Here is a 26,736-nt window from a genome sequence, read left to right as displayed (position 1 = left end):
ACCGAAAGCCTTGGGGGCCTTCCACATGAAACGACCACTGGCCATCGCAGCCACCATCGTCGGCGCCGTCGCGTTGATCGCCGCTGTACTAGTTCTTGCTGGCGCCTTCACCGACGACCCGACAACCCCGGACACTCAGCCCCCGGCCGCGTCCTCACCGGTCACCATCGCACCAGGACAGGACCCACGCACTGACGCCAGCGGCACCGCCTCGGCTCCACCGCGATTCGCCGAACCGTTCACCGACGTCGACCCGGCCGACCCAATCGCGGTCATGCGCACCGGACTCGAAGCGCTGTTCACCTACCGACCCGGCGAGGACGCCACACAACTCGCTGCCGCCCGCCGCGCCGAACCACTGCTCGGGCCCGCCGGTATCGACGCCGGATTCGCTTCCCTGGCCCCGATCACCGGAGCCCAATGGCGCCAGTGGACGAACGACCGCGCCACCGTGACACCGATCGTGTCGATCCCCGCCAGCAACGACAATCCCGACACGCCAACCGCGGTGTCGCGCATCGTCACCATCACCCACCAGGTGACCGACCCCGCAGGCCGTCCGGCCGGGCGCCCGCCGAGCCCGTTCGCGGTGTACACCACCGTCAGCAAAGACACCACCGGTGCCTGGCGCATCACTAGACTCTCAGTCCAGCAATGACCGCCGACGACAACGACCATGACCACACACGAGAGGCACCCGCGATGAGCGAGGACACCGAACTGACCTGCGACTGGTGCGTTCTGTACTCCATCGCCCAACCTCGCACCGTGAGCTACGGCATCACCGTGCGGGACTGCTGTGCCGGCACCAACATCGACTACCTTCTGTGCGATCAGCACTGGGCGATCCTGCGCGATCAACGATTTCCCGCCGAATGCCCCCGCTGTGGCGACCTCGCCGCCACTCTCGACGACATCGTCACCACCGTGATGCCCCTAGGCGACTACGAAAGCAGCGAACTGTCTCCCGACACCGCCCAATACCCCGCGCCGGCCAACGCGACCGCAACACTGCTGCGGACAGATACCGACCTGCCCAACGCGCTGCGCGCGGTCACCCAAGTCACCACGCACTATTCGAAGGCCGATTCCGACGCACCAGAGGCATCGGCAACCGACTCCTCGGCAGCAGAGCTCACCCCGGACTACGACTACGTGACCATGGCCGAGGAGATCTGGCTCTATCGCCGCGAGCAGCAACGTCTCGACGTCGACTACGAGCAGTACGGCCGCCACATCGATGACCTGTCCAGCCAACTCCGCGAGGCCACCGCTATCAACGATGCGCCCGCGGCGCAGTATCTCGATGCGCAGCTCGCGCATTGGCACCAGCAACGCCAACTCGCCCAGGACTACGCCCACGACTCGCTCAAACACGACCGGCAGGCGTTCGCGATCTGGCGGCAGACCAGCGACGGCCAGTTCTTCACCGACTGGGTCACACGCGCTTTCACGATCACCACCTGGATCGCCGACGTCGACGAACGCTGGCATCAGCGTTGGCAGGAACTCCTCGACGACACCATCACTGCCGAGGAACGCGCCGCGCACGACACGGGCATCTGGATACCCCGCACACGCCGCCATACAGTGCTGCGATATTTGCGTGATACCGCGGTGGTCACCACCCTGGTGGGGCTCGTTGTCGCGGCCCTGCTAGGTCCGGCCTGGCTTGCGCTGGCCGCCGCGGGCGCGGTGGCAGCCGGTTACAGCATCTTCTCCGCGAGAGACACCGCCTGGGAGTCTCTCAACCGCGCGGCCGCTCGGCAGTCGCGTGCACAACGCGTTGAGCGCTTCGGGTTCGACCCTCTCGACGAGCCGGATCGGCCCGCCCCACGATGGTCGGTCGAGCCCAACCCGATTGGCTACGTGGTGACACTTCAAACCGCGGCGACGACGGCGTTTGAGAGCCATCCGCGACCAGACGCTCTCCCCGAGCTGCACTATCCGGTGGTGGCTGCCACCTACACAGTCCCCGAAGGGATGCGCGAACTCCTGGCGTCCCTTGCTCCGCCTGCGTAACACGCAGGAGGGAGCCGGTCGCCGCCCATGCGGTGACACGCCCGTAGCCAGGTAAACCGCACGTCTATTGGGGGAGCCCCGTAGTACGATTGTGCATATATTTGTTCTTGATAAATGGCTTGTATGTTCGCGTAGCCGCGGAGGGGGCAGTGAGATGACCGTCGCGAAGGGGTCACGACGCCGGCTAAGCCGGGCGACAGCAGTGGGCGTTCCTGCCGCGTGCCTCAGCCTCGTCATCGCTGTGTTCGCGACCTTCCTCATGCCCGCGGCATCCTCGGCGGCGCCGAGCTGCCCGAAGGTGGCAGTGGTGATGGTGCCGGGCACCTGGGAGACCACACCCACCGCCAGTCCGCATCAAGCGACGGGATGCTCAAGCAGATCACCGACCCCATCGCGGCGAAATACGGTGCGGCAGTCCAGATCATCTACACCCCCTACACCGCGGATGCGTTCCGTACAACGACTTATGGTGCGTCGAAGGCCGACGGTGTGCGCGCACTCAATACTCAGCTGTCGAAAATCACGGCCGCCTGCCGGGCAATCAAGGTCGCGTTCGGCGGCTTCTCCCAGGGTGCCGACGTCGCCGGTGACGTGGCCAGCAATATCGGTAACGGCAAGGGCCCCCTCGAGCCAGATCAGGTCCTGGCCGTAGCGCTGCTCGCCGATCCGAAGCGGGGCACAGCCGGCGAGGTCGGTGTGGGACCGCAGCCGGTGGGCACCACCGGCATCGCCGGGCCCCGCCAACAGGGGATGGGCGCCCTGGCAGGAAAAGTGGCCACCATTTGCGCCCCCGCCGGCCCCGGCCGCAGTGCAGACCTGTACTGCGGTGTCGACGCCAAACGCGACGGCCTACTGGCCAGCCTCGGGACCATCCTCAGCCAGAGTGGGGCCACCCCCACCGGCCCCACCCCCGACTCGACCACAAGCGGGCCTGGTACCGCCGACGAGCTGGCAACATCGCTGACCAGCAACCTCGATTCGGAAGCTCTGGGCGGCATCAGCACCACGCATGCCGACCTCACCAGCGCAGCCACCCCGGCCGACGGTTCGGTCAACCCCAACCAGCTGGCCCAGACGGCATCGACCCTCGTCGACACCCTCTCCCCGCTCGTCGATATCGCTACGTCGGTTGCCGGAGATCCTGGACTGGCCCAGCGGCTCGGATCAGCACCCGCAAACTCACCCGAGCACGCAGCGTCCACCGTGCTCGGCGCGGTCAACAAGGCCGATCTCTCCCAAGCCGTGGGCACAGCACGTCAGCTCGCACAGACCGCCGGCCAGCTCAGCACCTCATCGCTCCCGGCGAACACTCCCGAGGCCCAGCAACTGACCTCCACCGCCAAAGGCCTGTCCAACCAGATCGCACCAGTCGCCGCCACCCCCGCTGACACCCTGACTACCGCCAGCAACGTCCTCGCCGTGCTGCAACCCCAAGTCCTCGTCGACCAGCTCACCAACGTCGCCAGCGGCGTCGGCGGCATGGCTGCCAACCTGCCCAAGATCATCGCCAACTTGCAGGCCCTGCCCGCGCGGATCGCCGCCGCAGACATCGACGGAAGCCACCGCATCGCAGGCGAACTCAACAACCTGTTCCGGCCTCTGGTGGCCATGGCCGCCCAGATCGACTTCAAAGCCGCCTCGCAAGTCCTGGCCATGATCCCCGACCCGTACGGCTACACCCAGATCGCCGCGATGGTGCTCTCGATCATCGGCAACGTCGACATCGTCCGCCTGGCCAACGACATCGGCCAAGCACAGGAAGTCGCCTGGGCCGCGCTCAAAAACCCGACCGCGCTGGCAGGACTCATCCCGATCGGCCTCGACATCGCATCGGTAGCCAGCGGCATGCTCACCGGCACCGCGGCCAAAACCGACCCCCAACTCCTCGGTCAGCCCACCGAGGTGTCGTCACAGACCGCCACTTTGATCCAGGGCGCCCAGACCAAGAACCTCGCCGGCCTCGCCGGATCGCTGACCGAGCTGGCCACCTCCAGCAACGCCAGCGACCTGACGAAGCTGGTCTCCCAAGGGCTCGACGCCGCAGCGTTTTTCGGCTCACAGTCCCACGTCAGCTACGGCAACCTCACCGTCGACAAGCACGGCCGCAGTGCCACCCAATGGCTCGCTGACTGGATCAACCAGCGGATCGCCACCGTCGTCGGAGGGACCAGCGTATGAGCACCAACAGCCGTCACACGCCTAATCCCGGTCGGCGCCTGGCCGCAACCCTGTTGTTCGCCGGAATCGCCGCCGTCCTGACGCTCGTCAGCGCCCCCCACCCGTCTGCGGACGCTCACGCGCTCAACCCGCCCCGAGTCCCGTGCCATCCCGGCACTCAGTACATCTCCGGCGGCGGCTGGCACCCCGGCTACGTCTTCGGTGCGCGCTGCGAGCCCATCCATGCACCCAACAACCCCAACGCTTTCAAGCACCGCAACTGAACCGCTTCGTCGCCGACCCGAACTGGAGGTTTCCGCTATGGCCACCACCGCAGAACTGGTGCTCGCCGACATCCTCGATGTCGGACCCGACGACGAGGTCGACCTCACCAGCTTGGCCCGCGAACTCGCCGACACCGGTATCGATCCCAGCGATCCAGCCAACGAGCACCTCATCCTCACCGCCGCCGAAGCCCACACCTACACAGGCCTCACCAGCGCCCGGATCGCCTGAACGTCACCCGGAGGACCCTCAGCCATGACCTCTCTTCACAGCACCATCCCCGGCGCAGACCCCACGTCCGCGCCCGGACGCACCACGCAGCCCCAGGGCCGACGAGGCACACTCGCCGTCGCAATTGTGGCCCTGGTGTTCGCCGTCCTGATTGTCGGCACCGGAATCGGTCTGGCGCGTGCCGACGACGCCCCGAGTGCTCCCGGCGACGGACCCACCGACAAGATCGGCGTGCTCACCATCAGCCACGTCACCACCGACGGGACACCGGTGGAGAACTCGGTGATCCAGTTCGAACGCGTCAACAACACGACTACCACGACCCCCAGTGCCACGACCGATCCCAGTCCGACGACCACCACGCCGCCGACATCAGCAGTCGAACCTTCGACACGCACCGACAATCCCTCGGAGGCAGCAACTCCCGCGCCGCAACCGGCGAGCGTGCGACTGCCGATCGGCACCACCTTCGATCTGATCACCGGCAAAGAGCCCATCGTGCTCGCGGTACCCGAAGGTGACTACACCCTCACCCAACTCGGAATCGTGGCAACCGGCACGAACAGCGAAACCGGCCCCACCGCTGACAAGGTCACCGTCCACGTAACCGCCGGTAAACAGGTCGACGGCAAGCTCACCGACCGCACGCCCGCCAATCCGTCAACGTCCACCGAACCAGCCCCGGGCAACTGATGCGCCGCCTGATACGCCTAGCGATCGCCGTCGCCGTAGTTCTTGGCCTCGGAATGGGAACCGGATTCATCGACCCGCACAACCCCACCGACGCGATCACCCGCTACTTGTCAGTCCTGTCCCCGGCATCTGCCGACATCCCACCCCCGACCACGGACCCAGTCGACGCCGCTCACATCCAGGCGCTCCTGCGCACTGCCTCAGTAGTTCCCACGATGAACGAAGAACCCGGCTACCAGCGGTCATGCCGCAAAGGCAAAGGGTGCGTGTTCGGCCCGGCCTGGACCGACGACTCGGATGCGGCGTTGTCGCACAACGGATGCGACACACGCAACGACATCCTCAGGTCACAGCTCACGCACGTGCAGCTCGACCCGAAAACCCGCGGCTGCACAGTCCTCTCCGGCGTCCTGGACCCCGACCCCTACACCGGCGCGGTCCTCCAGTTCCGCAAAGGCACCACCAGCAGCGACATCGAGATCGACCACGTGTTCCCGCTCGAGGCAGCCTGGCATGCCGGCGCCCACAACTGGCCACTGGCCAAGCGGGTCAGCTTCGCCAACGACCCCAGCAACCTGTTGGCCGCCGACGGCTCGGCCAACAGCGCCAAAGGCTCCAAACCCATCGCCGAATGGCTACCACCCAACCCTGACTACGTATGCACCTACATCGCTACCTATCTCCGGGTCGCCGTGAACTACCAGCTGCCCATCACCACCGCCGATCAGGGCACTGCCCAACGACACTGCTGACCACCGCAGGAGAGCTGATGATCACTACTCCCCATACTCAGGACCTCGACGCCCTGCGCTCCTGGCTGCGGTCTGCACTGTTCGTAATCGTCTCCGTAGGAGGTCTTTTCGGATTCGGTGCGGTGAGCTTCGCCGAACCGTGGCAGAGCCTCGCCGCGCTGATGATCTCTGGTGTCGTGATGGCCGTTGCTGCGCTGATAGCGGCGGCAGCATTCGGAAACAAGCCGCTTCTCGCGCTGCTACGTCCCGCCGCCGTGTGGTTTCTGACCCTCGCGTCATGGGTCAACGCCGTCGCATCGGTGTCCTGGGCGCTGTACCTCACGATCGTGATCCTGTGCACCGCGCTCGTCGCTGCGCAGGCAATTCTTCGTCATCGGGTCCGCCGCTGCGAGGCAGTGGCGGCGTGGTGACGTCGGGCGCTCACCAGGGCGCAGCCAGCACAAGACCGAACAAACCACAGGAGAGCGCCATGACCACCACAACCGCCCACAACCGCGGCCTGCGCCGCACTGCGACCGCAGCGCTGCTCGCCGCCTCGATCGCCACCGGACTCGGCACGGCCATCGCCGCCCCGGCGACGGCCGCGGTGACCCCGATCGGCACCGTCGACGGCCACCGCGCATTCGGCATCGGACCCCACGACAGCGCCGCACAATGTGCGCCGACCGCCAACCGGTTGACCAGCTTCGGCGCCAAGAAGTTCGGCCCCCGGTTCGGAACCTGCTACCGCGCCGGCAACGGCCAATGGTGGGCCATCAGCCCCTGGTCGGCATAACCCCATAGAGACCCCTCCGGTCCGTGACATGGTCTGGCCCCCAACTAGGTCAACGCGGAACGGAGACGAGGAAGCTCGGGTGGCTCCCGCGCCGTCCTGGACGACGACAGCGCGGGCCCGGCCCCCAACCGCACCGGCTGTGCACCGCACAGGACGCGAAGCGGGAGCCACCCGAGCCTCGGCCCTCGGACCCCCAATGCATCCCACCCGACGACCTTCTGGAAGGCGAACGCCATGACTGCCACAACCGCCCGCAACGTGCTGGCCGAGCTACTCGACCTACCCGACGGCCACGAAGTCGACCTCGGCGGCTTGGCTCGCGAACTCGAGGACGCAGGAATCGACATCGCCGATCCGGACAACACCGACCGCATCCTCACCCTCGCCGAGATGTACCAGTCATGACCAACACGCCCCGCCCCGACCCCTCCGACGCCCGACCGATCGCCTACTCCGCTGCACCCGAACCCGAACCCGCCACCGTGTCCTACAGCCGCGGCCCGACACCTACCGCCGAGTTCACTCAGCCTGAACCGCACCAGCCAACTGCGGCGCCGACCCCGCCGTGGCTCACCCCAGACCCACCCCGCGACGACTACCGCATCGAGCCGGAACCAGCGCGGCTGGGCTTGTTTGTCGGACACCCGGGCAGTTTCGCCGCCGGGGTCGCGGTCACCGCTGTAGCGGTCGCACTGACCGTCTGGCTCGCGGTGTACTGCGCCAACTCCGTACTCGCCCAGATCGAACCCACCAGCGCCTGGTCCCGTCTCCCGCTACCTGTGGGTGAAGCGATCGGCTGGTCAGTGGCCGGGGTCGCCACCGCGGCCGGCCTGCTCCTGGGGCTGATGGCCACCGTCGAACCACCGCGCACCTACTACCGGTGGATGGTGGTGCTACTCACCGGCGTCGCGATGGCCACGGTGTACACCGCCACTGGGGAACCGTTGTGGCAGCACGCGATAGCCCCCCTCGTGGTGGTGCTGGTGGCGGCGATCGCCACCAGCACCGGCATCGGACTGGTTGGGTCCGATCGCACGCTACGCACCCTTAACCAGCGCACTCACGTCCAACCGGGCTCGCCGGCACATACCTGGCAGACACATCGATAAGCCAAAGGAAGGAACGGCGATGCGGCACAACCGCACTGGTCGATCTGAACCGGTCACTGATGTCTGTGGCGTCCTTACCGGGCTAAGTGCAGCCATCGGCAACTTTGAGCCCGCGCAGGTGTTTGTGGCCATCCGGTCCTGGAAGAACGCGGACTGTTTCGTCGTGCCCAGCCGCGATCCGGACAACAACCCCATCCCGCCTGAGTGGGCCGGTCGTACCGGTGTGGTGGTCAACGATCGCGCCGAGGTCGTGGTCATGCGACGCACACTCACCGACCCGGAATACGACTACCGCCGCCAACAGACAGGCGGACATGCTCTGTCCAGCTGTGTCGAGGAGCTGACCGAGTATCTGTTCGATGTGCGGTTCGACGACGCTCCCGACGCCACGGTGACTTTGTCGCATCGATGGATGGTTCACTGCGACAGCACCACAGACACGCAATACGCAGCCGTCGGAGCTGCACGGTGACCCCCGCCACCGCCGCATGGGGTCCGCGCTCGTGGTGGTTTCGCCTTGCCGACCACGACGTTGATGAGCCTGTCCACACGCAGGTGCGGCTCCGGTGGATTCGGCACTGGGGTATTGCGGCACTTCACGGAGCGGTGTGCGCGGCGATATTGATGGTGGGGCTCTATGCACTGACCCAGATCGGTGCCCCGCCCGTCGGGCCGGTGCTGATCGCGATCGGCAACCTTGTTGCCGCGCTGCTGGTGTTGGGTGTGCTGTTGGCGGTGGCCACGACCACGGCGTCGTATGCGGTGGTGTGGCTGATCGAGACCGTGCGCGGGCAGTGTCCGAGACCGATCGGGGTGGCCGCCGTCGGGGTGGCTGGGGCTGGTACCGGACTGTCGGTGGTGGCGTCGGCTCACGGTGTTCCCGCCGTTACCCGGTGGCTGTCGGGCGGATTCGCCGATCTACGTACGGCTGGGGCGGAAGGAAGTGTCTCGCACACTGCGATGTCTGCCGAGGTGGTCTTCCAGTTCGCTGCGACGGCGCCGTGGCTGGCGATGGCCACGGTCATCGCGGCGACCATCTGGCACGGCCCGCACAGTGGCCCCGCGGAGAACCGGGCCATGAGTGGGCGGCTGGACTACCGCACTGTCGATGCCACCGGCTATCTACCGGCGACGCTGGTCGATCAGTACCGACGCCCCAAGCGTGGCAACGCTAATGGATAGCATCGGGCCACGTGCGGTTGCGAGTAGAGACCTCACCCACAACAAGCCAGCGGCTACGCCGGACACGGCGTTGGCAGGATCACCGATGACCGTCGGCGGGCAGCAGGCGCCACTTCCCGCTGCGCTCGAGCGGCGCGCCGAGGAACTGACCGTCGGGGACATCCTCCTCGACGGCCCCGAGCCTGCTCACGTCACCGCGATCCACACGCTCACCGACACCGCCACGGGTGCGGGATTCGTGCGCATCACCGCCCGCCACCACGGTGTCTACGGCGAGACCGAGGCATTCACCCTCACCGAACGCACCACCACCGTGCGTCTGATCGCCCTCCACGACGATGGCAGCGACGTCGACATCGACGGCGACGAAATTCTTGACGTCAAGACATCCTCTCGACATCTGAATGGGTAGGCTTACCAGCACTTCTCACATATCAGGTTCGCCCGCAGTATCGCGTTCCCGACAGGCCCGGCAGCCGAGGAGGTCCCAGACCCGCTCGGCTGCCGGGTCTCCTGCGTTCACGGCCTGGACCGCCGCCGGCCGGCCGAACCCACCCACGGCCGATCTACCCGAGCAGGGGGAGTGGTGCTGTTGCTGCGGGGCCACCGACCTACCGCTGGTGGCCGCGCTGTCGGTGGTCTCCCGCAAGTTCACCGACGCCGAATCCTGGGTGTATGGCGGGGGACTGGTTGTGCGCGGCGTGCGGATGGGCCTACAGCACAGCCGAACTGCGCCGCAGCGTCTACCTTGTCGATCAGCATTGCCCCGCTCGCACCGTCGTTGAGCGCACCGAGCTGGGGGAGTTGCTGGCCGCCGGCCCGCTACCGGTCGACCGGATGGCGGTGGTGCCGGTCCGTGGTCGCCGCCACATCCTCCCGACCGCACGGTGGGGGCATGTCTGCACCGACGACACGGCCATCCGGTGGGATGATGTCGCGGTGGCGTTGTTGACCGCTCTGCGATGGCTACGCACCCTGCCCGGGGTGCGTGCGGCCATGCTCACCGACCCCACCCCGCCGATGACGCTGATACGCGCCCTGCCGGCTGACCAGTGGCCCCAGCTGCTCACCGCCTGGGACGCTCTGACGGTGTGGCGCACCCACCCTGGGGCGTGGTGGGACGCCGCGATCGCCCTGTCCACACCAGTCGGTCCGGCCGCGACGGCGAGGCGGGCCGGGTGAGCACGACCGACGAGGGGTCGACGCCGACCATGCGATGGCGGGCCGCGGTCCCGGAACTGCCGGCGCTGACCGACCCGGCCGCGATCTGCGCCGAACGGTTGTTGCTGCTGGTGCACTACGACCTGGATTGGGACTCCTGGATCGGCGATCACCGTCACCGCTACTGGGACGAGCTGCTCCCGGCCCGCGTACGGGCGGCGACCTACCGCGCCGACAGCCTGGCCACCTGGTGGTCCCTGTTGGCCCAAGCCCTCCCCATCACGGTCACCGACCGGGCGCGGCGCCTCGAGGTCGCCCAGCTACTTACCGAGCCGTCGGCGCCGGTGCTCAACCTGCTCCGCGACCAGCTACCCGCCCTGATCCTGCGGGTCCGGATCATCACCGAAACCGTCGCCGACAACCGCCGCGCAGCCGCCGAATCCGCACAGGCGGGGGAGGGCTGATGGGGCAACCGTTGATCAGTGCGGTGTTCGATCTCGACATCACCGCCACGACGTCGATCGTGCACCGCGACGACACCCGCAACGCAGCCTCGATCGAGAGCCTGTTCCGCCGTGAGAAAGTTCTGACCCCGGCCGGACAGGTGGCGGTGGTGCCGATCATCTCCGGCAACGCCTGGCGCGGCATCCTGCGCCGCACCGGCGAAACACTCCTCGCCGAGGTCCTCAACTACGAGGGCCAGCTGACCCCCGCGGCCGCGCACTTGCTGCGTAACGGCGGGTTCCTGCGCAAATCAACCCGCGAGATGACCCCCGAACAGGAACGCGAACTCAAGACCCTGGTGCCGCTGATCGGGCTGTTCGGTGGTGCGGCGAACGCGCGAGTCATGTCCGGGAAACTGGTGGTGTCCAAGGTCGTTCCGGTCACCGCTGACACCCTGCACTTACTCCCCATCTCACCCCCGGATGGCGTGGCGATACCGGCGTCGGTGCATACCATCCTTGGCCAGGAATCCACCAGCCACAGCAACGACCTATCCGCCGCTGCCACCGTCGACGGCGAGGCCGGCGAGGGGTACAGCCCTATTCGCCTCGACACCGAAACCCTCATCGCCGGCACCCGCCTGTCCGGACAGATCCGCCTCACCCACGCCAGCCCGGTTGAGTACGCGCTGCTGGCTGACATCCTCGAGCACTTCTCCACCCACGGCCACCTTGGCGGCCGCACCGGCGCCGGCCACGGCCGCATCACCGCCACCATCACTCAGTCTGGCGCTAGCGCGCCTGTAACCCCCGACTGGCGCAGCGTCGTTCGCACCGGCCGCGACGACGCACTTGCTGCGCTCAACCAGCTCACCTGAACGAGCGAGAGGTGCGCGAGTTCGCGATGATCACGGCGCCCTAGTTAGTGCCGCCTCGAGATCGTTGTATCGATAGAACTCCGGCTCCAAAGGGTCCCACGCTGCGCGAACGTCAGTCAGGAATGTGCGGAAAAGCTGAACTCGACCTGATCCTAGGTGGGCGGTTTCCGCGAGCAGTGAAACACTCCTCGGCGGCATGCCCACTGCCAATCGACACTCTCCGTTCGCGGCCCAAACCGAAAGTGCCTGTTGCAGATCGGGGATAGTCAGGTACTGCGAGTGGATCTGAAGAACCTCACCGGCGCGCTCTCCTGCCCTGAAGTTGGCGGCGCTCCGGAGTAGAGCGAGGATGTGAGGAACGAAGTACGCCGATGGCCGGGCAGACATGACCAAGACCTTGTGCTGCTCGCTCAACGACTCGAAGCGCTGCTCCAGCTGGCTCATCTGTCCGCGGGCAAGGGCGTTGCCGACGAGCGAAAGAACACCGATCGCGGTCGGCTCGAGGGTGTCCCATGGTGAGTAGGTGACCTGTGGGATCAAAGTGCTGACGTGTGCAGTCAAAGAGGCGTCGAGCATCGCCCAGAAGTAGTCCTTGTCGCCGAGTCTGCTGAGGGCTCGGCGTTGTGTCTCTATGTCGGAGCGGCGGTACCGATCTTGGCACCTTTGCATCGCTTCGCGAACAAGTACCCGATCGCGCTCCGCGATTGCGGCGAGGACATGAGCACATCGATCGGCGTATGCGCTCACAGGCAGCTTTCCGCCGACATCTAGTTCTCCAACAGCATGTTTGGCTGCGAGGGTAGCAATATTGCGGCGGGTGTTGGTACGCACACGATCGTAGAACAGGCGCTGGATATGGGTCGGAGTAGACGTCGAGAATCCTGGATCACAGGTGTAATCCTTGAAGACGTCGAGGATCTTCTTTCCCTGCGTGGGTGGGTGAATGAGTAGTGCGTCGAGTGCAACCGAGAGGTTTGCGCGAGCTACGTCAGGCAGGGGTTCGTATGGCGCATTGAGACCGCGAAGCGATGGGTGCACGCACAGGTTTCGGTCTTCGCGGATGCGTTCCAGTGCACGTTTATCCACGCTGTCGATAAGTTCTAGGAGTTGAGCACTATCGAGTAGCTTGTTCTCGATCCTCTGCATTGCGATGGTGCCCTGGGGGGTTAGGCCGTGGGCCTGAGCCTTCTCAATCTCCTCCTCTCGGAGATCGATGGCGTCTCTGTCGCCGTCGTCTGCCAGGGACCCGATCTTGGCGATGAGATCGGTGGTCACGGCTGTCCACGTGATGGTGATGCTCGCGCGTACAGCACCGCTGTTGTAGCACTGCCACGCCTCGGTGGCGAGTGTTCTGGTTTCTGGGTTCCATACCTCTTGGATCTGGGCATCGACCGCAATCACTCTCGTAACCCCTCGCAAAGAGACATATCCAGCATGCTGCGGGGGAGTCTATCCGGGTACTGATCTGGTCCTGTAGGTCGACGATGAGGCCGGTCAGCTCGTGGTGTGCTCGACTGGCCTCACGGGCGTTGGCATCCTGGGCGGATGTGGACTTGGATTCATATTGACCGCAACGCCCTCGGGCCGGAGTTGCACTTCGCCAACCGTCTACCCGCTCGCAGTGTGCAGCACCTCAGCACGTGACCGCCATGGGTCAGAGCGTGAGGATGCCGCTGCGAGTGACTGCCGAACTGCCGCACGGGGTGTGCTTCGGCACCCCGTGGGGCATCAGCCTCGACGGCCTTCTGGCCTCGGTGCTCTGGCACCGCCGCAAAGCCACCGCCGCCGCCCGCGGTGAGGTCCTCACCTACGACCCCCTCGCGGTGCCGGAAGACCTGGAGCTGCCCCTGGCCCGCTGCGATCTCGGCCAGCCGTGGCACTGGATGTGCACCTTCGCCCACACCGCGCCCGCCACCGCACAACCGGAGCCGCGGATGAGGTCGAGCCGCACCGATCATGCTGATCTGCAACGCCTCGCACCCTCGGTGCCCTCCACCGTCTCCGATACGCGCGGGCACTACCGCAAACGCCTGATTCCCGCCGTCGCCACGATCACCGCGACCGCGACGTGGCGGGCCGTCGGCGACCCCGAGAAGATCACCGAGCTGCTCGCCGAGGTCACCGAGATCGGTAAGTACCGCACCAGCGGCGAAGGCCGCGTCAGCTCATGGACCATCGAACCGGCACCCGGTGACGACGTCTGGTCGGCCGGCCACGAACACCATCCCGGCGTCCTGGGCCGCAGCACCCCGGCACAGTGCGTCGCCGAGCACCCGGACATCGCCCACGGGGGCCGTTCCCGGGTCGCGGTCCGCGCCCCGTACGCCCACCCCAGCCGCCACGCGATCGGCGCGTATCTGCCCGCACCCGACGAGGCGCAGTGGTGAGTGATCGCGGCGTGTGGCAATCGCCACCGCTGGCTGTGGCCACGTGCAAAGTCCCCGCCGGGCTTTGGCGACCCAGGGGCCTTGGGGTGAAGTCTTCGGAGGCACCTCACCTGACGTCCCGAGCCCCCGTGTTCTGCGGTGCACGCCCTTGCCGCCACGCTGCGCGGCCTGGTCGGTGGTTCGTGAGACTCTGTTCGGACCATTGAGAGAGAGGGTGCGGTGCGCGTGACGGAGAACGATGGCACGGTTCCACCGAGGAGTGGACCGGCGTCGGCGGGTGACGGTGAGCCCGCTGACCGATTGCGTTGGGGCTGGGCCGTTGTCGTGTTCACGGTTGGGCTGGGTGTCGCCACAGCGGGGTGTGCGTTACCGCTGATGTTCGGTGAGAAGTTCGGGGAGTGGCAGGGTATCTTGGCCAGCACGGTCGCTGCTGGTGGCATGACTGTGCTGCTGGCGGGAGTGCTGATTTGGATCGAACGCAAGATCGTCCAGCGCGTTCGTGTTGCCGCGGCGGAGGGTGCCACGGCAGCTGTCGAAGAGGGGACCAGAGATCTCCGGGAGAACGCCGCGCACCTCGCTCAACGCCTCGACGAGATCGACGACCAGCTGAAACAGCGTCGCGATCGGCGGGAATCCCAACGCGCCGAGATACTCGCCGAGTTGGGAGAGCGGCCGAGCTGGGACGTGTTGGAGTCCGTTGTGCGCGAGGCCGCCGATCTCAACGCTGTCGCAGACCGCGAGATCACCGCACCACTCACCGAAGACGTCGACGTGGACGCGCCACGGATCACAGTTCACCTGTCAAACTTCGCCCGAGCATCTGAGCCGCCCGGCTTCGGCTTTGACGATGCCGAGCCTGTCTTCTACATGACTGTGTCGGCTGGCAACAAGTCGGCCGGGGTGATGTGGGAACGAGATGAAACCCCGAGCGGCATGCTAGACGCGCTGGCTGCCGAGCTGACTCGGGAAGGTATGAACAGCACTGTGTCCATAGTTTCGGCATCGACAGTGTTTCGAAGCCTGAGAACTGCTCTGGAACAGGCTATTACGACGAGAAAAGATGCCAGTCCGTGGTTCACCGGGCGCATGATTGAACGCCTCGATGATGATTGGGTGGTCACTGACCAAGGGCTCGAGTCCCGATCGTTGCACCTCGTCCTCCGCAACCCGATCAGATACCCGGACCTCCGCCCAACCACGGAACCAGAACCACCCGTACCCGAGCCGCCGACGGGCGTCCCTCCCGACTTCTGGAAAGTGGCGGTAGCCCGTACCTACCACCACGCCCACATTCGTAGAAACCGTAGGGCGTTGGGCCCGCTCGGGTACCGCTGATGGATCTTCGGTAGGACCGGCGCGGATTCACAGTCGAAGAGACGAGGGCTGGTGACGTAGAGTGAAGCCGCAGATGGATGAGACACAAGGGTCTCTGGTCCACGCACAGTTGAAAGGACGCGTCGATGACGGCGCTAATGATGAGCACAGTTGATGCAGCACACGCGCGGTGCGCCCGCCTGGCGGTGGGTTTGCGTGAAGCCGATCTCGAGCAGCTCGCCGGTATGCCGGCGGGCAGCGTTGCCGGATGGGAGTCGGGACGACTGCCGGTCCCCGACACCGTTGATGAGCTGCTCGAGGAGATCACCGCGGCCGCGGCCGCGGAGACGGTCCGCCTGATCGAAGACGTCGCCACCACGGGGACGATCACCACGTTCGCCGGCAACGACGTCGTCGTCGCGCAGACCGATGGGCGTATCCGCCTCGAAGGAGTACATCGGGTGTGCGCCGGCCGTGCGGCGATGGCGGTGCCGACGGCGACGGTCGTGCGCCGCGACGTCGACGGCACCGAACGCCAGGCGTGGCTGCTGTGCGTGACCGCAGCCTGCGGGATCGGCCTGGGGCAGATGCAGCGCTGGTTCGATGTTCGCAAACGTGGCGTGCAGTACTGGATGTTCGGCGACCGTCCCGCGCCGGCGTCGGTGCTGGCCGACATCGCCGAGATCGCCGCGGCGGTGCGCGCACACATCGATGAACTCGCCGCCGACATCGATCCGGACGACCCGATCGTGTGGGTGTGTGCCACCGATGAGCAGATGGATCGCCAGTGGCCGGCGCGCGAGCAGCTTCCGTTGCCCACCCACCAGGTGTGCGCCGCGCGCGCCGCGGCCGGCGTTGACGGCGCGCGGCTGGTGTTTCTGCCAAGCTGAGTGTCGTGAGTTCCACGCGGACGGCCTACACCGGGCACGGGGTCATCGACCTCGAGGCCGGGCCGGTCGACGACGCGGCGATCAAGTCCGCGGGTCTGGTGGCCGAGAAGTTCTACGACGCGATGGAACAGACCCGTATCGGCGCCGACCTATCTGATCGGGTCGTCGAGGACGACACCTCCCGCAACCGTGCGGCCCGCGATCGTGATCGCGCGTTCCCCCGCGACACCTCGAGCGTCGATGATGACCGCAAACGGCGGCAGCTGCCCGCTCGCGGGGAGTTCCGCAGCGATCTGTCCTCGCGGCAACGCAAAGACCGCTCTGCGGCCAAACGTCGCGTCCATGAGACCGCCCCGCAGAGCCAGATACGTGAGATGAGTTGGGCGGTCCGTGATCCGCAGCGGTGGAAGCATCTGAACTCGTCGCTGCGTGCAGCGACCGGTGACGCCCAACAGTTGCCCGAGCGTGATCGCCGCTCGGTGCAACGCCTGGACCGGCTGATCCAAAGCTACGAACGCGACAGCGGCCGTGGGCATGTGGTGTACGCGGTCGTCGAGCTGCCCACCGACACCGCGGTCACCCGTCGTCGTGATGTGCCGGCCACGTTGCAGCCCGGGGCGCGGATCTCGTTTGACCAGTACACGATGGCCACTCACACCCTGCACGAAGCTGCTGCGGTGGCTGACCGCCGCCGCGCCGAGGGCGGCGGCTCAGGTGCGTCGACGGTGATCCTGGAGATCGAAACATCCCGAGGCATGTATCTGGGCCGCTCGGACAGTGTCAACGACACCAGCCACATCCTTCCCCGCGGGTTGGGGATGCGGGTGGCCGGCATTGACGAGCACGCCGACTATGCCCGCCCCGGAGGTCACGACTCCGCCCTGGTCGTGCAGCTGCGCGACACCCCACGCGATCCCGACTACCAGCCGCCGGTCACCGGCCGTCGACTGTTTTCCGACCGTCGAGCTGCTGCCGCCGCGCGTGCAGCGGCCCGAGACACCAAGGAGCCCTGATCATGTCTGCTACCCGCCCACCCAAAGATCTTCCCCCGATTCCACCGCGAAAGAAGAAGGGCGAGCCGCTGGGGCGTGGCCGGTGGAACGATGTGCTGATCGTGCACGACGATATCCGCTTCGGTATCAACAGCTTCCGCTCGGTCGAGCCCGGCGACCCCGCCGCCGACAACGAAACCCCTGAGGTGCCGCACATCAACACCGCCGCCTCCCGCCGCCGCAAGCGGTAACAGGGGGCCGCAGTACCGATGTCCGGCGGCGATGGTCTCGACCCCGGATTGGACCTCACCGCGCTGCGGGCGGTCCGCGGCCGACGTTCCGACGGTGCCGCGGTGCTAGCCCAGATCGCCGACTATCGCGATCGTCACGGCGGGATGTGGGTGGCCTGGTCGGGTGGCAAGGACAGCACCGTGGTGGTCGATCTGGCTCGCCGCGTGGACCCGGCGGTGCCGGTGGTGTTCTACGACTGCGGCCTGGACTTCCCCGAAACCCGCACCTACCTCGCCGTTCTCGCCGCCGCGTGGGAGCTGAATCTGCACGTGGTGCCGACCGAACCCGATCTGCTCACCCTGCTCATCGCGGCCGGCGACCTCGATCCGACCGCGCCGACCCGGCACCTCGATGTGGACATGCGCCAGGCAATGATCACCGCGCCGGCTGCCCGTGCGCATGCCGTGTTCGGGCCGGCCAACCTGTGGGGTGTTCGTGCCGACGAATCCGCCGGCCGCCGCCACCTCTACCGCACCCAGGCCGCCCGCCACAGCGGCGACGTACCTCGCGGTATGGTGCGCCGCGGCGACGGCACCAGCAGCTTCGGGCCTATCTGGAACTGGAGCACCGAACAGGTGTGGCAGTACAGCGCCGCTCGCAACATCCCGCCGAACCCGCTCTACGCCACACTCGCATCCCTCGGCGCCGATACCCACACCGCCAGGGTCAACGCCATGATCGACCCCTCCCGCCTGGACAACGGCCACATCACCCGCCTCGCCGCCGGTTGGCCCGACATCTACCACCGACTTGTCGAGGTGCTGCCGAGGCTGGCCGAATACCGATAAGCGCGCAACGCGGCCCGCATGCGTGGTTATCCGTAAGCGCGGTTCTTCCGCTTCTCAATGAGGGTGTTGGCCGTCACCTCGCGCACCTTGAAATCCAGTGTGGTCAAGGGGAAGAGCCAGTAGTTGACGGCCACTCGGTGCTGCTCGGTGGGTGCCGTGGAGGTGTCCAGAAACGCTGTGACGATCTCGGAGTTGATCGCGCGGGCATCTTTCCAGCGGATCTCGCGCGGAGTCTCCTCGAGGGCGCGCGCTTCCCACCAACTGGTCCAGGCGGCCTTCGTCGCTTCGACCCCCGCGAGTGAGGTGACGCCAATCGCGTCGAGGGCGAGCAGAAGAGTGACCGCCCGTGAGGGACGCTGGGACATGGACGTCGTCTCGGCGTAGACCGAGTGGCGAGGGGACTGCCAGCGCAGCTCGAAACGGTTCTCACTATCGGCGACGAGATCAACGTAGAGCGACGATTCCCGGTGGTGGTCAAGTTCGTTGTACATTTATCTGGGGTAACCGTTCAGCGTCCTCTCCTGTGCAGTCTTAGGTGATTGAGGCGATCTGAATCTAAGAGTGAACACCTGCGTTGCGTTGTGTTGACGGTTCGGCCATCAGATCCGCGCTCGATCGGCGAGCGGTAGGTGATGTAGTCAAGGTTGGCTGCGAAGTGCTGGGCCTCGGGCGCATTTCGATCTCGGTAGCCTTCAGGGCATGCTCATTTGGATCAATGGCGCTTTTGGAGTCGGTAAGACACAGACTGCTCATGAACTGAGCCGTAGGCTCGCAGCTTCACATGTGGCCGATCCTGAGCTTCTAGGATTCGCGATCCACAAGATGCTGCCAGCCAGTAGCCGAGGCGACTTTCAAGATCGCCCCCAGTGGCGCTCTGGGATCGTGGCCACCCTTGCGCAGGCGGTCCGCGAGGCCCCGAGCCCGGTGATTGTTCCCATGACGTTGGTCGATGCGAACTATTTCGATGAGGTTGTTGGGGCTTGACCCCTGATCTTGGACACGCTGATTCCAGCACGATGCTGGGGAAGCGAGAATCTGAGGGATGGCAAGGAAGAACTACACGGACGAGTTCCGGCAGCGTGCGGTGGATTTGTACGAGTCCACGCCGGGCGCGACGCTGAAAGCGATCGCGGCCGATTTGGGGATCTCCCGTGGTGCGTTGAAGGAATGGGTCGACAAGCTCGGATCCGGGACCGCTGCGGCCGGTTCGGTGTCGCCGCCGGTGTCGGTGCGGTCGGAGTCGCAGGCGGCGAGGATCATCCGGTTGGAAGCCGAGTTAGCGGTCTCGAGAGCGGAGCAGGTCAAGCTCGAGACGGAGCGGGACATCCTCCGTCAGGCGGCGAAGTATTTCGCTGCGGAGACGAACTGGTGAACCGCTTCCAGTTCGTCGAGGACCACAAGGACGCCTACGGCGTGAAGCGGTTGTGTGAGGTCATCGAGATCGCCCGGTCCTCGTTCTACGCGTGGCTGGCCGCAGCCCCGGGACGGGCCGCGCGAGCCGCGGACGACGCCCGGTTGGCGGCACGGAGCTTCAGCGAGTGGGGACCGCGGACACGTCTTCGAAGGTGCCAGCCGACCCCTGGATTCATTGTCAGACACGCCCTAGGCGTTCCGGCCTCAGTGGACTTGGCCGGCGGCTGCGGGACCGATCCGCGGCCGTCGCACGAGTTCGCACGTCAGGCGCAGGGCGCCGACCGCGGTGAGAACCGTCAACACTGACCATGCGGGCATGATCAGTGCTGGCGGGATGATGAGCAGGGATGCGGCCGCCGTGAGGAGGCGGTCCGGCACGAGCTGATGGTGATCGCGCCATCGGTAGGCGACATCGGCGGCGTAGAACAGACCCACCCCGCCACTGAGGGCGATGGCCGGCAGCAGCGGTAACGGGTCGAACACGTGCTCGAGCGCCACGCTGGCGCCGAAGCCGAAGAAGGCGACCCCGGCGACCAGGGGAAGGTGGAGGTAGCTGTAGGCGTCGCGGGCCAGTCGGGCGCGTTCGGGCCCGTCGGCGTCTTTGAGGCGTTGCTCGGCGCCGGCGGTCAGACCGAAGTAGGTCCACCACAACGAGGCGGCGATCAGGACTCCGAGGACAGCGGCGGCGAGCACGACCGGTTGCTGCAGGTGCTCGCTGGCCCCGGTGCCCAGCCCGACGACGGCTTCACCGAGCGCGATGATGATGATGTTGCCGTGGCGCTCGACGAAGTAGGAGGGCATTACCCGGAAAACCTCGACCCCGGCGACCAGGGGTCCGCCGAAGTCGATGATGGCTGCGCCGATCCAGAGCAGCTCTCGGTAGGGGGCTGGGAAGGCGGCGGCGACGGCGATCAGGACTGGTGCGATGAGCAGGCTCGGGGCCAGCCGCAGGAGGCCTGCACGGAGGTGTTCGTCGTCGTGGGAGGCGTCCACGACGAACAAGACCAGGTGGATGACGCGGATGGCGAGCAGGGCAAGCCCGAAGACGAAGGCTCCGGTGCTGAACGCGGTCGGGAGTGCGCTTACGGCCAGCAGCATCGCAGCCATGGCGGCGATGACCAGGCAGCGAAATACCACCCGATTCGTGGTGAAGGTGTTGGTGAGCCAGGTGTAGCAGACCCAGGCCCACCACACCGCCAGTAGGCCGAGCACACCATGACCGAAACCCCGCCACGAAACGTCGTCCCGCACCAGCTCGGTCAGCTGCGCCATGGCGTACACGAACACCAGGTCGAAGAACAGCTCAAGGTTGCCCACCGACCCGCTGCCGCTGTCCCGCGCGTCGGCCTCGCTGCCCGGCTCAGAGTTCTCTGACATCCGCGAAATCATCCCCTTTCAAGCCCGGCAACTCCCACCCTCACCGACGGTGCTGCCGCGCTGCCCGGACCGACCGGGCTGCGCCCTTGGTCAGGGTCACAGCATTTCTAGTGGTCGCGGTCCGCTCGGGGGCGGGAACGCACGGTCCAGAGCATCCAGGTCTTCGCGGGTCAGCTCCACGTCCAGTGCTGTGGCGTTGTCTCGCACGTGCTGCGGGCTGCTCGCCTTGGGGATCGTGCAGAGCGAGTCGCGGCGCAGCACCCAGGCGATGCCCGCCGCCGCGGCGCTGACGCTGTGACGCGCCGCGACGTCGTTCAGCGTCGTGTCGTGAAGGATGCGGCCCTGCTCGATCGGCGAATACGCCATGACCGGCAGCTGGTGGTCGGCGCACCACGGCAGGAGGTCGTACTCCGGTCCTCGCCGCGACAGGTTGTACAGCACCTGATCCGTGGCCAGCCCGCTGCTGCCCGGCACGTCCTGCAGGTCGGCGAGGGCCCGGTGGTCGAAGTTGCTGACGCCCCAGTATCGGATTTTCCCGTCCTCGACGAGCTGTTGGAAGGCCGCGACGGTGTCCTGCAGCGGGTACCTGCCCTGCCAGTGCAGCAGGTAGAGGTCGATCCGATCGGTGCCCAGGCGTTTCAGGCTGCGTTCGCAGGCCGCGATCGTGCCGGAACGGGAGGCGTGGGACGGAAGGACCTTGCTGACCACGAATGCCTCGTCGCGGCGACCCGCCAATGCTTCACCGACCACCTCCTCCGCGCCGCCGTCAGCGTACATCTCGGCGGTGTCGACCAGCGTCACGCCCAGCTCGAGGCCGGCGTGCAGCGCGGCGACCTCGTCGCCGCGGCGGCCGGGGTCCTCACCCCAGCCCCAGGTGCCCTGGCCCAGCACAGGGATGGACTCCCCGCTCGGCAGCGTTATCCGTCGCATCCGCGATCACTTCCTTCTGGTTGTCCTGAGGTGGGACGTGGGCTGAGATCCTCGAAGGGCCGGCGCGTCCGCGACCGGTGCTGGCTTACTGCTTGGGTCATCGGTCGAGTTGGAAGACGGCCCGGACGCAGCCGTCCTGCTTGTACTTAAACATCTCGTAGCCGTGGGGTCCTTGGTCCAGCGGCATCATGTGGGTGGCGAGGTGCTCGGTAGAGAGGTCGCCGTCGGCGATGTGCTGCAGGATCTGGGGGATGTAGCGATGGCCGTGCTGCTGGGCCCCGCGCACGGTCATGCTCTTGTTCACCATCGCACAGAGCGGGAATTTGTCGACGAACCCGCCGAAGACTCCGAGGATGAAGAGGCTGCCGCCTTTGCGGCAGGCGTAGATCGCCTCTCGGAGGGCGGTGGGCCGGTCGGACTGCAGCCGCAACTGCTGCTTGACCTGGTCGTATACGTAAGCCGGGCCGGGAGATGTGCAGGCGTTCACAGACGACGAGCGGGCCAACGCCGATGACTACGCGGCGACGACAGGTGGCGTCGTCGAGCAGCTCCGCAAATAGGTATACGTCGAGCTGCCTGACCACAGACGAAAGATAGTCACCGACGCCCTCGATGTGCTCGACTTCGGCTCACCCGCCCTCGTCGCCCAGCGGTTGGGCGCGCTCACGCAGCAGCAGGTACGCGGGCAACCCCACCGATGCCCCAAGTAGAGACGCGATCGCCACAGCGGTACGAGATCTTGTCGGCAGGCCGTCGTCGATTGCGGCCAGGGCGAGCAACGGCCTCCGATGTCGTCGCCGAAGGGTTTCCGGAGCTGACGCGAGCGCAGTTTGTCGAGTTCTTCTGCGCCACCCATCGCGGCGTGAGCCCCGATAGCGAGATGACTCGCATCGAATGGGTCTACCCGCGCCTTGACGGGGACGATCCCGCTACGGTCCAGTGTCACCGTAACTGAAACGGGACACGCTCACGCCTTGGCCAAAGCCGGTGTCAACACCCGGGATTCCGTCGGCGCGACCCTGATGCAAGCTCGCTTTGGGGCGCGCTCACGTCGGGAAACCAGGCGGCGTGCATGCTGGTTCGGTTAGGCGAGCGGGGGAGACGACTGCGTGGCCGGGCGGCTAATGGAACTGTTCGCGGTAGTCGTTCGGCGTCATGCCTGTGATGGTTCGGAAGGTGCGGTAGAACGAGCGTTCGTCGTTGAAGCCCGCTTCCCGCGAGATGTGAGAAATAGACTTTGTGGGGTGGTTGCGGAGCAGGTTCTGTGCGGCTTCAACGCGGGCCCTGCGCAGGTAGTCCATGAGCGTGTAGTCGGTGTCGTGAAAGAGTCGGTAGAGGCTTCTGCGGGACAATCTCACCGCATCGGCGATGCGGTCGGCGTCGAGGTCGGGGTCGGTGAGGTGTGCATGAATGTAGGCGATTACTTGATCGCGACGAAGGAGCGCGGGTATCTCGGCCGGCGGGCGTAGGGGGCTAGTCAGCCGTAGCAAAGACACGGCTAATGAGGCTGCGTGCGGTTCGAGTCGGGCTGCTGCGACGGGGTCGTCGGCCTGGTAGTGGGCCAGTTGGGTGAAGAATGCAGACACAGCGGAGAGAACTCCAGAACACTCCATGGGTGTGGCGAGGATATCGGTGGTGCGGTCCATGCCGGCCAGTGCGAAGGCGCGATCGGCGCTCACCTGGACGACCACCTGCTCGTAGGGTCCATCGGCGCGCATGCGGAACGGCAGGGAGCTGTCGTAGATGAACAGCGATCCGGGTGCGGCGAGGTGGGTGTGGTCGGCCTGCTCGATCAGGCAGCTACCACGGATCTGGAACGTTGCGAAGAGATACTCATCGGCGTCATGTCCCCGCGCGATGCGGGTTGCCGAGCGACGGGCGTCCTCGGCGTTGGCGCGCTTGGTCGACAACGTGAAATTGGTGTATCGGCCAAGAGCAACGTCGCCGTAGAAGCCTGGAAGAACGGGATCGGTAGCGACGTCGGTGTAACTGTGTCGACGGATCTGCGCCCATCGGTCGCCAATAGTGTCGTCGGTGGTGTCGGCCGTAGACCAATGTTCGAACACTGGGAGTTCAATGTCGTGTGTATCGACCATCTCGTGATCACCGCCAGTGGGTTAGGTTCTCGCTTTAGTAAACCATCGGCCCTGTGTCTGCGCTTCTGTGCAGACACAGGGCCGACCACGTCTAGGTAGCTGGTAGCGCTCAGGCTGAGAGCATCCCGTGGGGGTCGATGATGAATTTGTTCGGCGAGCCCTGGTCGAAGGTCTCGTAGGCGGCGGGCGCCTCGTCGAGGCTGATGACCTGGGTGTTGAGCATTGCGCTGAGGTAGGGCATGCGGTCCCAGAGGATGGCCATCATCAGTTCGCGGTTGTAGTGCATGATCGGTGCCTGCCCTGCCGTCACGCGTGGCGACTTGATCCAGGCCTTACCGAAGTCGATCGGATAGGTGCCCTGTTGCTCATCCTTCGACGCGGCAAGTGGGTCGGGTCCATAGACGCCGATAACGCCAGTAGCTCCGCCGGCCCTGGTGGCGTCGAGAACCTGATTGATCGCGTTTGCGGGGTCCATGGACTGCGCGTCAGCACCGATACCGTGAGCTTCGGTGCCGACATAGTCGACGGCGCAATCGACCATGGGCTCGCCGAGGATTGCCTCGATCTGATCGGTGAGGGGGATGTCTTGACTGAGATCAATAGTCTCGCAGCCGTTGCTTTTGACCAGGTCCAACCGGTCTTGATGGTAGTCGCCGACGATGATGCACGAGGCCCCGAGCAGTCGTGCCGCCGCGGCTCCGCAGCGCCCGACGGGGCCAGCGCCGGCGATATAGACGGTGGATCCTGGTTTGGCGCCCGCTTCCATGAGTCCGTGAAACGCGGTCGGCAGAATGTCCGAGAGCAAGGCGAGATCTCGGATCTTCTCCATGGCCTGGTCTTTGTCGGGGAAGCGCAGGAGCTGGAAGTCGGCGTACGGCACGAACAGATATTCGGCCTGTCCGCCGTCCCAGTTTCCGAGATTGAAGCCGTAGGCGGCGCAACTCACATCTGCGTTGGTCGTCTCGCAGACCTCTGTGCGACGCGCGCGGCAGTTTCGACATCGTCCGCACGCAACGTTGAACGGTACCGAGACCAGATCGCCCTCGGTCAGAAACTCCACGTCCGGGCCGACCTCGACGACCTCGCCGGTCATCTCGTGTCCCATGACCATGCCCTGGGGAACGGGAAAGGACCCACGGTAGATGTGTAGGTCGCTGCCGCAAATGTTCGTCGCGACCATCTTCAGGATGGCGCCATGTGGCGCCTTCTTGCCATTCGGCATCTCCAACTTGGGGAAGTCGAGTTCCTCGACTTTCATGTGTTTCGGGCTGTCGAACAGTACTGCACGATTGCCGTTTGCCATGTCGATCTCCTTGGGTTGGTGGTGATCTCGGGCGGCCATCGGCCTAGAAAGCGCTTGTGTCCAAGACGGCTGGCCGTATCCCATCGTATGCACGCCCGCTGATGAGTGTCGCTGACATGCAGTGCCAACAAGATGTCAGAATGCGCCGGGGCTTGACCCCTGATCTTGGACACGCTGATTCCAGCACGATGCTGGGGAAGCGAGAATCTGAGGGATGGCAAGGAAGAACTACACGGACGAGTTCCGGCAGCGTGCGGTGGATTTGTACGAGTCCACGCCGGGCGCGACGCTGAAAGCGATCGCGGCCGATTTGGGGATCTCCCGTGGTGCGTTGAAGGAATGGGTCGACAAGCTCGGATCCGACTGCGCCGCCGGGTGAAGACCACGATCCCTGACCAGTCCGGACGGAAGTTCCCCGACCTGATCGGGCGGGACTTCAGCACCGGGGAGCCGAACCGCAGGTATGTCGGCGATATCACCTACCTCCCCATCGATGACGGCAGCAACCTGTATCTGGCGACCTGCATCGACCTCGGGTCGCGCAAGCTCGCCGGCTGGCAGGTCGCCGACCACATGCGCACCGAACTCGTCGAAGGCGCTCTCCGCGGCGCGCACCGCGACCGCGGATCGCTGGCCGGCGCAGTGTTCCACAGCGACCACGGCTCGGTCTACGCGTCGAAAGCCTACGCAGCACTCTGCGAGCAGCTCAAGGTGACCCAGTCCATGGGCGCGGTGGGCACGAGCGCCGACAACTCGCTGGCCGAGAGCTTCAACGCCGCGCTCAAACGCGAGCTCCTCCAAGGCGCGTCGGCGTTCCCCGATCAAGCCACCGCCCACCGGGCCGTGTTCCGGTGGACGAACCGATACAACACGCGCCGACGCCACTCCGCGATCGGCCAGATCACCCCGAACAGCTACGAGAACACCTACGCGGCCGCGAGATCAGCTACCCTCACGGAAGCGGCATAACCGAAATGACATCGTGTCCACGATCCGGGGTCAAGGCCCGTTGGGGGTCTGCGCGACGAAGGTATTGATGTGCGTCATTTCGCGTTGACCGCATCGGTTGAGGTGATTCATAGGCGCTTGAGGTCTCGACTAGCGTCTGTTCTCGGGCGATTGATCGGCGCTGATGAGACGTGGGCGATGCAGCAGGCAGAGCGTTGCGTTGCTGCTCTGCAGGACTCCAGGTTTGCGACCCATCTGCCCACAGATGGCCTGAGTGTTGATGAAGTGGTCGAGCAGATCGCACATGACCTCAACCTGC

The 26,736-nt window shown here is 65.9% G+C and carries 30 protein-coding genes and 5 pseudogenes; 28 read left to right on the top strand and 7 right to left on the bottom strand.

Going from position 1 to position 26,736, the window contains the following annotated elements; genetic code table 11:
- Positions 1 to 25: 25 nt before the first annotated feature.
- The 17 genes from MVF96_RS24085 to MVF96_RS24005 all read left to right on the top strand — a co-directional run bounded on the left by MVF96_RS24085 (position 26) and on the right by MVF96_RS24005 (position 11,688).
- The gene (locus MVF96_RS24085) at positions 26 to 658 is read left to right on the top strand and encodes a hypothetical protein (protein ID WP_247452223.1); all 633 of its coding nucleotides are present in this window, start codon (positions 26 to 28) and stop codon (positions 656 to 658) included.
- Entirely contained in the window at positions 655 to 2,022 is a 1,368-nt protein-coding gene (locus MVF96_RS24080) for a hypothetical protein (RefSeq protein ID WP_247452222.1), read from the top strand. The genes MVF96_RS24085 and MVF96_RS24080 overlap by 4 nt, the downstream gene beginning before the upstream one ends.
- Before the next feature lie 366 nt (positions 2,023 to 2,388).
- Positions 2,389 to 4,200, top strand: a complete 1,812-nt coding sequence (locus MVF96_RS24075; protein WP_247452221.1) for a cutinase family protein — start codon at positions 2,389 to 2,391, stop codon at positions 4,198 to 4,200.
- Positions 4,197 to 4,463 carry a hypothetical protein gene (locus MVF96_RS24070; protein WP_247452220.1) on the top strand — a complete coding sequence of 89 codons (267 nt, stop codon included), beginning with the start codon at positions 4,197 to 4,199 and terminating at the stop codon, positions 4,461 to 4,463. Before MVF96_RS24075 ends, MVF96_RS24070 begins: the two co-directional genes overlap by 4 nt.
- 37 nt (positions 4,464 to 4,500) lie before the next feature.
- The gene (locus MVF96_RS24065; RefSeq protein ID WP_247452219.1) at positions 4,501 to 4,695 is read left to right on the top strand and encodes a hypothetical protein; all 195 of its coding nucleotides are present in this window, start codon (positions 4,501 to 4,503) and stop codon (positions 4,693 to 4,695) included.
- Positions 4,696 to 4,719: 24 nt separating this feature from the next.
- Positions 4,720 to 5,388, top strand: a complete 669-nt coding sequence (locus MVF96_RS24060) for a hypothetical protein (RefSeq protein ID WP_247452218.1) — start codon at positions 4,720 to 4,722, stop codon at positions 5,386 to 5,388.
- A gap of 215 nt (positions 5,389 to 5,603) precedes the next feature.
- Positions 5,604 to 6,140, top strand: coding sequence for an HNH endonuclease family protein (locus MVF96_RS24055; RefSeq protein ID WP_247452217.1), 537 nt, complete (start codon positions 5,604 to 5,606; stop codon positions 6,138 to 6,140).
- A gap of 17 nt (positions 6,141 to 6,157) precedes the next feature.
- The gene (locus MVF96_RS24050) at positions 6,158 to 6,550 is read left to right on the top strand and encodes a hypothetical protein (RefSeq protein WP_247452216.1); all 393 of its coding nucleotides are present in this window, start codon (positions 6,158 to 6,160) and stop codon (positions 6,548 to 6,550) included.
- Between the two features lie 59 nt (positions 6,551 to 6,609).
- A complete protein-coding gene (locus MVF96_RS24045; RefSeq protein WP_247452215.1) occupies positions 6,610 to 6,915 on the top strand; it encodes a hypothetical protein in 306 nt (101 codons plus the stop codon).
- Between the two features lie 234 nt (positions 6,916 to 7,149).
- The gene (locus MVF96_RS24040; protein WP_247452214.1) at positions 7,150 to 7,320 is read left to right on the top strand and encodes a hypothetical protein; all 171 of its coding nucleotides are present in this window, start codon (positions 7,150 to 7,152) and stop codon (positions 7,318 to 7,320) included.
- Entirely contained in the window at positions 7,317 to 8,024 is a 708-nt protein-coding gene (locus MVF96_RS24035) for a hypothetical protein (RefSeq protein WP_247452213.1), read from the top strand. Before MVF96_RS24040 ends, MVF96_RS24035 begins: the two co-directional genes overlap by 4 nt.
- Positions 8,025 to 8,043: 19 nt before the next feature.
- Complete coding sequence (locus MVF96_RS24030) at positions 8,044 to 8,496, top strand: hypothetical protein (protein ID WP_247452212.1); 453 nt, start codon at positions 8,044 to 8,046, stop codon at positions 8,494 to 8,496.
- Positions 8,497 to 8,648: 152 nt separating this feature from the next.
- Complete coding sequence (locus MVF96_RS24025; RefSeq protein ID WP_247452211.1) at positions 8,649 to 9,206, top strand: hypothetical protein; 558 nt, start codon at positions 8,649 to 8,651, stop codon at positions 9,204 to 9,206.
- An 85-nt stretch (positions 9,207 to 9,291) separates the two neighbouring features.
- On the top strand, positions 9,292 to 9,618 hold the full coding sequence (locus tag MVF96_RS24020) for a hypothetical protein (RefSeq protein ID WP_247452210.1): 327 nt from the start codon (positions 9,292 to 9,294) through the stop codon (positions 9,616 to 9,618).
- 263 nt (positions 9,619 to 9,881) lie between these two features.
- Positions 9,882 to 10,388, top strand: coding sequence for a hypothetical protein (locus tag MVF96_RS24015; RefSeq protein WP_247452209.1), 507 nt, complete (start codon positions 9,882 to 9,884; stop codon positions 10,386 to 10,388).
- The gene (locus MVF96_RS24010) at positions 10,385 to 10,831 is read left to right on the top strand and encodes a hypothetical protein (protein ID WP_418930456.1); all 447 of its coding nucleotides are present in this window, start codon (positions 10,385 to 10,387) and stop codon (positions 10,829 to 10,831) included. Before MVF96_RS24015 ends, MVF96_RS24010 begins: the two co-directional genes overlap by 4 nt.
- Positions 10,831 to 11,688: an RAMP superfamily CRISPR-associated protein gene (locus MVF96_RS24005; protein ID WP_247452208.1), complete on the top strand. Its 858-nt coding sequence runs from the start codon at positions 10,831 to 10,833 to the stop codon at positions 11,686 to 11,688. The genes MVF96_RS24010 and MVF96_RS24005 overlap by 1 nt, the downstream gene beginning before the upstream one ends.
- A gap of 30 nt (positions 11,689 to 11,718) precedes the next feature.
- Here the strand turns inward: MVF96_RS24005 and MVF96_RS24000 are convergent, their stop codons facing one another.
- Positions 11,719 to 13,089 carry a hypothetical protein gene (locus MVF96_RS24000; RefSeq protein ID WP_247452207.1) on the bottom strand — a complete coding sequence of 457 codons (1,371 nt, stop codon included), beginning with the start codon at positions 13,087 to 13,089 and terminating at the stop codon, positions 11,719 to 11,721.
- A 278-nt stretch (positions 13,090 to 13,367) separates the two neighbouring features.
- Here MVF96_RS24000 and MVF96_RS23995 point away from each other — a divergent pair, with 278 nt between their 5' ends.
- The 6 genes from MVF96_RS23995 (at position 13,368) to MVF96_RS23970 (ending at position 18,350) form a co-directional block, all read left to right on the top strand.
- Positions 13,368 to 14,075, top strand: a complete 708-nt coding sequence (locus MVF96_RS23995; RefSeq protein ID WP_247452206.1) for a hypothetical protein — start codon at positions 13,368 to 13,370, stop codon at positions 14,073 to 14,075.
- A gap of 375 nt (positions 14,076 to 14,450) precedes the next feature.
- The gene (locus MVF96_RS23990; protein ID WP_247452205.1) at positions 14,451 to 15,410 is read left to right on the top strand and encodes a hypothetical protein; all 960 of its coding nucleotides are present in this window, start codon (positions 14,451 to 14,453) and stop codon (positions 15,408 to 15,410) included.
- Positions 15,411 to 15,535: 125 nt separating this feature from the next.
- On the top strand, positions 15,536 to 16,279 hold the full coding sequence (locus MVF96_RS23985; RefSeq protein WP_247452204.1) for a hypothetical protein: 744 nt from the start codon (positions 15,536 to 15,538) through the stop codon (positions 16,277 to 16,279).
- 5 nt (positions 16,280 to 16,284) lie between these two features.
- Positions 16,285 to 17,292, top strand: coding sequence for a hypothetical protein (locus MVF96_RS23980; protein ID WP_247452203.1), 1,008 nt, complete (start codon positions 16,285 to 16,287; stop codon positions 17,290 to 17,292).
- A gap of 2 nt (positions 17,293 to 17,294) precedes the next feature.
- Positions 17,295 to 17,522, top strand: a complete 228-nt coding sequence (locus tag MVF96_RS23975) for a hypothetical protein (RefSeq protein WP_247452202.1) — start codon at positions 17,295 to 17,297, stop codon at positions 17,520 to 17,522.
- An 18-nt stretch (positions 17,523 to 17,540) separates the two neighbouring features.
- On the top strand, positions 17,541 to 18,350 hold the full coding sequence (locus tag MVF96_RS23970; protein ID WP_247452201.1) for a phosphoadenosine phosphosulfate reductase family protein: 810 nt from the start codon (positions 17,541 to 17,543) through the stop codon (positions 18,348 to 18,350).
- 26 nt (positions 18,351 to 18,376) lie between these two features.
- Here MVF96_RS23970 and MVF96_RS23965 read toward each other — a convergent pair whose 3' ends face one another.
- Positions 18,377 to 18,841, bottom strand: coding sequence for a hypothetical protein (locus MVF96_RS23965; protein WP_247452200.1), 465 nt, complete (start codon positions 18,839 to 18,841; stop codon positions 18,377 to 18,379).
- Positions 18,842 to 19,049: 208 nt separating this feature from the next.
- Here MVF96_RS23965 and MVF96_RS23960 point away from each other — a divergent pair.
- From MVF96_RS23960 to MVF96_RS24790, 3 pseudogenes are all read left to right on the top strand, one after another.
- A pseudogene (locus MVF96_RS23960) lies at positions 19,050 to 19,328 on the top strand (AAA family ATPase); the annotation flags it as partial.
- Between the two features lie 64 nt (positions 19,329 to 19,392).
- Positions 19,393 to 19,561 (top strand): annotated as a pseudogene (locus tag MVF96_RS24795) (transposase); the annotation flags it as partial.
- A gap of 44 nt (positions 19,562 to 19,605) precedes the next feature.
- Positions 19,606 to 19,877: pseudogene (locus MVF96_RS24790) on the top strand (IS3-like element ISTesp3 family transposase); the annotation flags it as partial.
- A 90-nt stretch (positions 19,878 to 19,967) separates the two neighbouring features.
- Here MVF96_RS24790 and MVF96_RS23950 read toward each other — a convergent pair.
- The 5 genes and pseudogenes from MVF96_RS23950 to MVF96_RS23930 form a co-directional block, all read right to left on the bottom strand.
- Positions 19,968 to 21,140, bottom strand: coding sequence for a low temperature requirement protein A (locus MVF96_RS23950; RefSeq protein WP_049701070.1), 1,173 nt, complete (start codon positions 21,138 to 21,140; stop codon positions 19,968 to 19,970).
- A gap of 96 nt (positions 21,141 to 21,236) precedes the next feature.
- Positions 21,237 to 22,070 (bottom strand): aldo/keto reductase, encoded by an 834-nt coding sequence (locus tag MVF96_RS23945; protein WP_188589005.1) that lies wholly within the window; start codon positions 22,068 to 22,070, stop codon positions 21,237 to 21,239.
- A gap of 97 nt (positions 22,071 to 22,167) precedes the next feature.
- A pseudogene (locus tag MVF96_RS23940) lies at positions 22,168 to 22,542 on the bottom strand (glutathione-dependent formaldehyde dehydrogenase); the annotation flags it as partial.
- Positions 22,543 to 23,191: 649 nt separating this feature from the next.
- Positions 23,192 to 24,166 (bottom strand): helix-turn-helix domain-containing protein, encoded by a 975-nt coding sequence (locus MVF96_RS23935; protein ID WP_064868444.1) that lies wholly within the window; start codon positions 24,164 to 24,166, stop codon positions 23,192 to 23,194.
- 109 nt (positions 24,167 to 24,275) lie between these two features.
- Positions 24,276 to 25,469 (bottom strand): alcohol dehydrogenase catalytic domain-containing protein, encoded by a 1,194-nt coding sequence (locus MVF96_RS23930; protein WP_064862424.1) that lies wholly within the window; start codon positions 25,467 to 25,469, stop codon positions 24,276 to 24,278.
- Positions 25,470 to 25,683: 214 nt separating this feature from the next.
- On the opposite strand from MVF96_RS23930, the gene MVF96_RS23925 reads away from it, so the two are divergent.
- Together MVF96_RS23925 and MVF96_RS23920 are read left to right on the top strand one after the other, a co-directional pair.
- The gene (locus MVF96_RS23925; protein WP_247452199.1) at positions 25,684 to 25,848 is read left to right on the top strand and encodes a transposase; all 165 of its coding nucleotides are present in this window, start codon (positions 25,684 to 25,686) and stop codon (positions 25,846 to 25,848) included.
- Positions 25,836 to 26,438 (top strand): annotated as a pseudogene (locus MVF96_RS23920) (IS3 family transposase); the annotation flags it as partial. The gene MVF96_RS23925 and the pseudogene MVF96_RS23920, both read left to right, overlap by 13 nt.
- Positions 26,439 to 26,736 lie beyond the last annotated feature (298 nt).

Origin of the sequence: Gordonia hongkongensis (assembly GCF_023078355.1) — a bacterium.
GTDB classification, from domain to species: Bacteria; Actinomycetota; Actinomycetes; order Mycobacteriales; family Mycobacteriaceae; genus Gordonia; species Gordonia hongkongensis.
The sequence above is the reverse complement of the archived record's forward strand: the minus strand, read 5'-3'. Positions and strand labels throughout refer to the sequence as shown.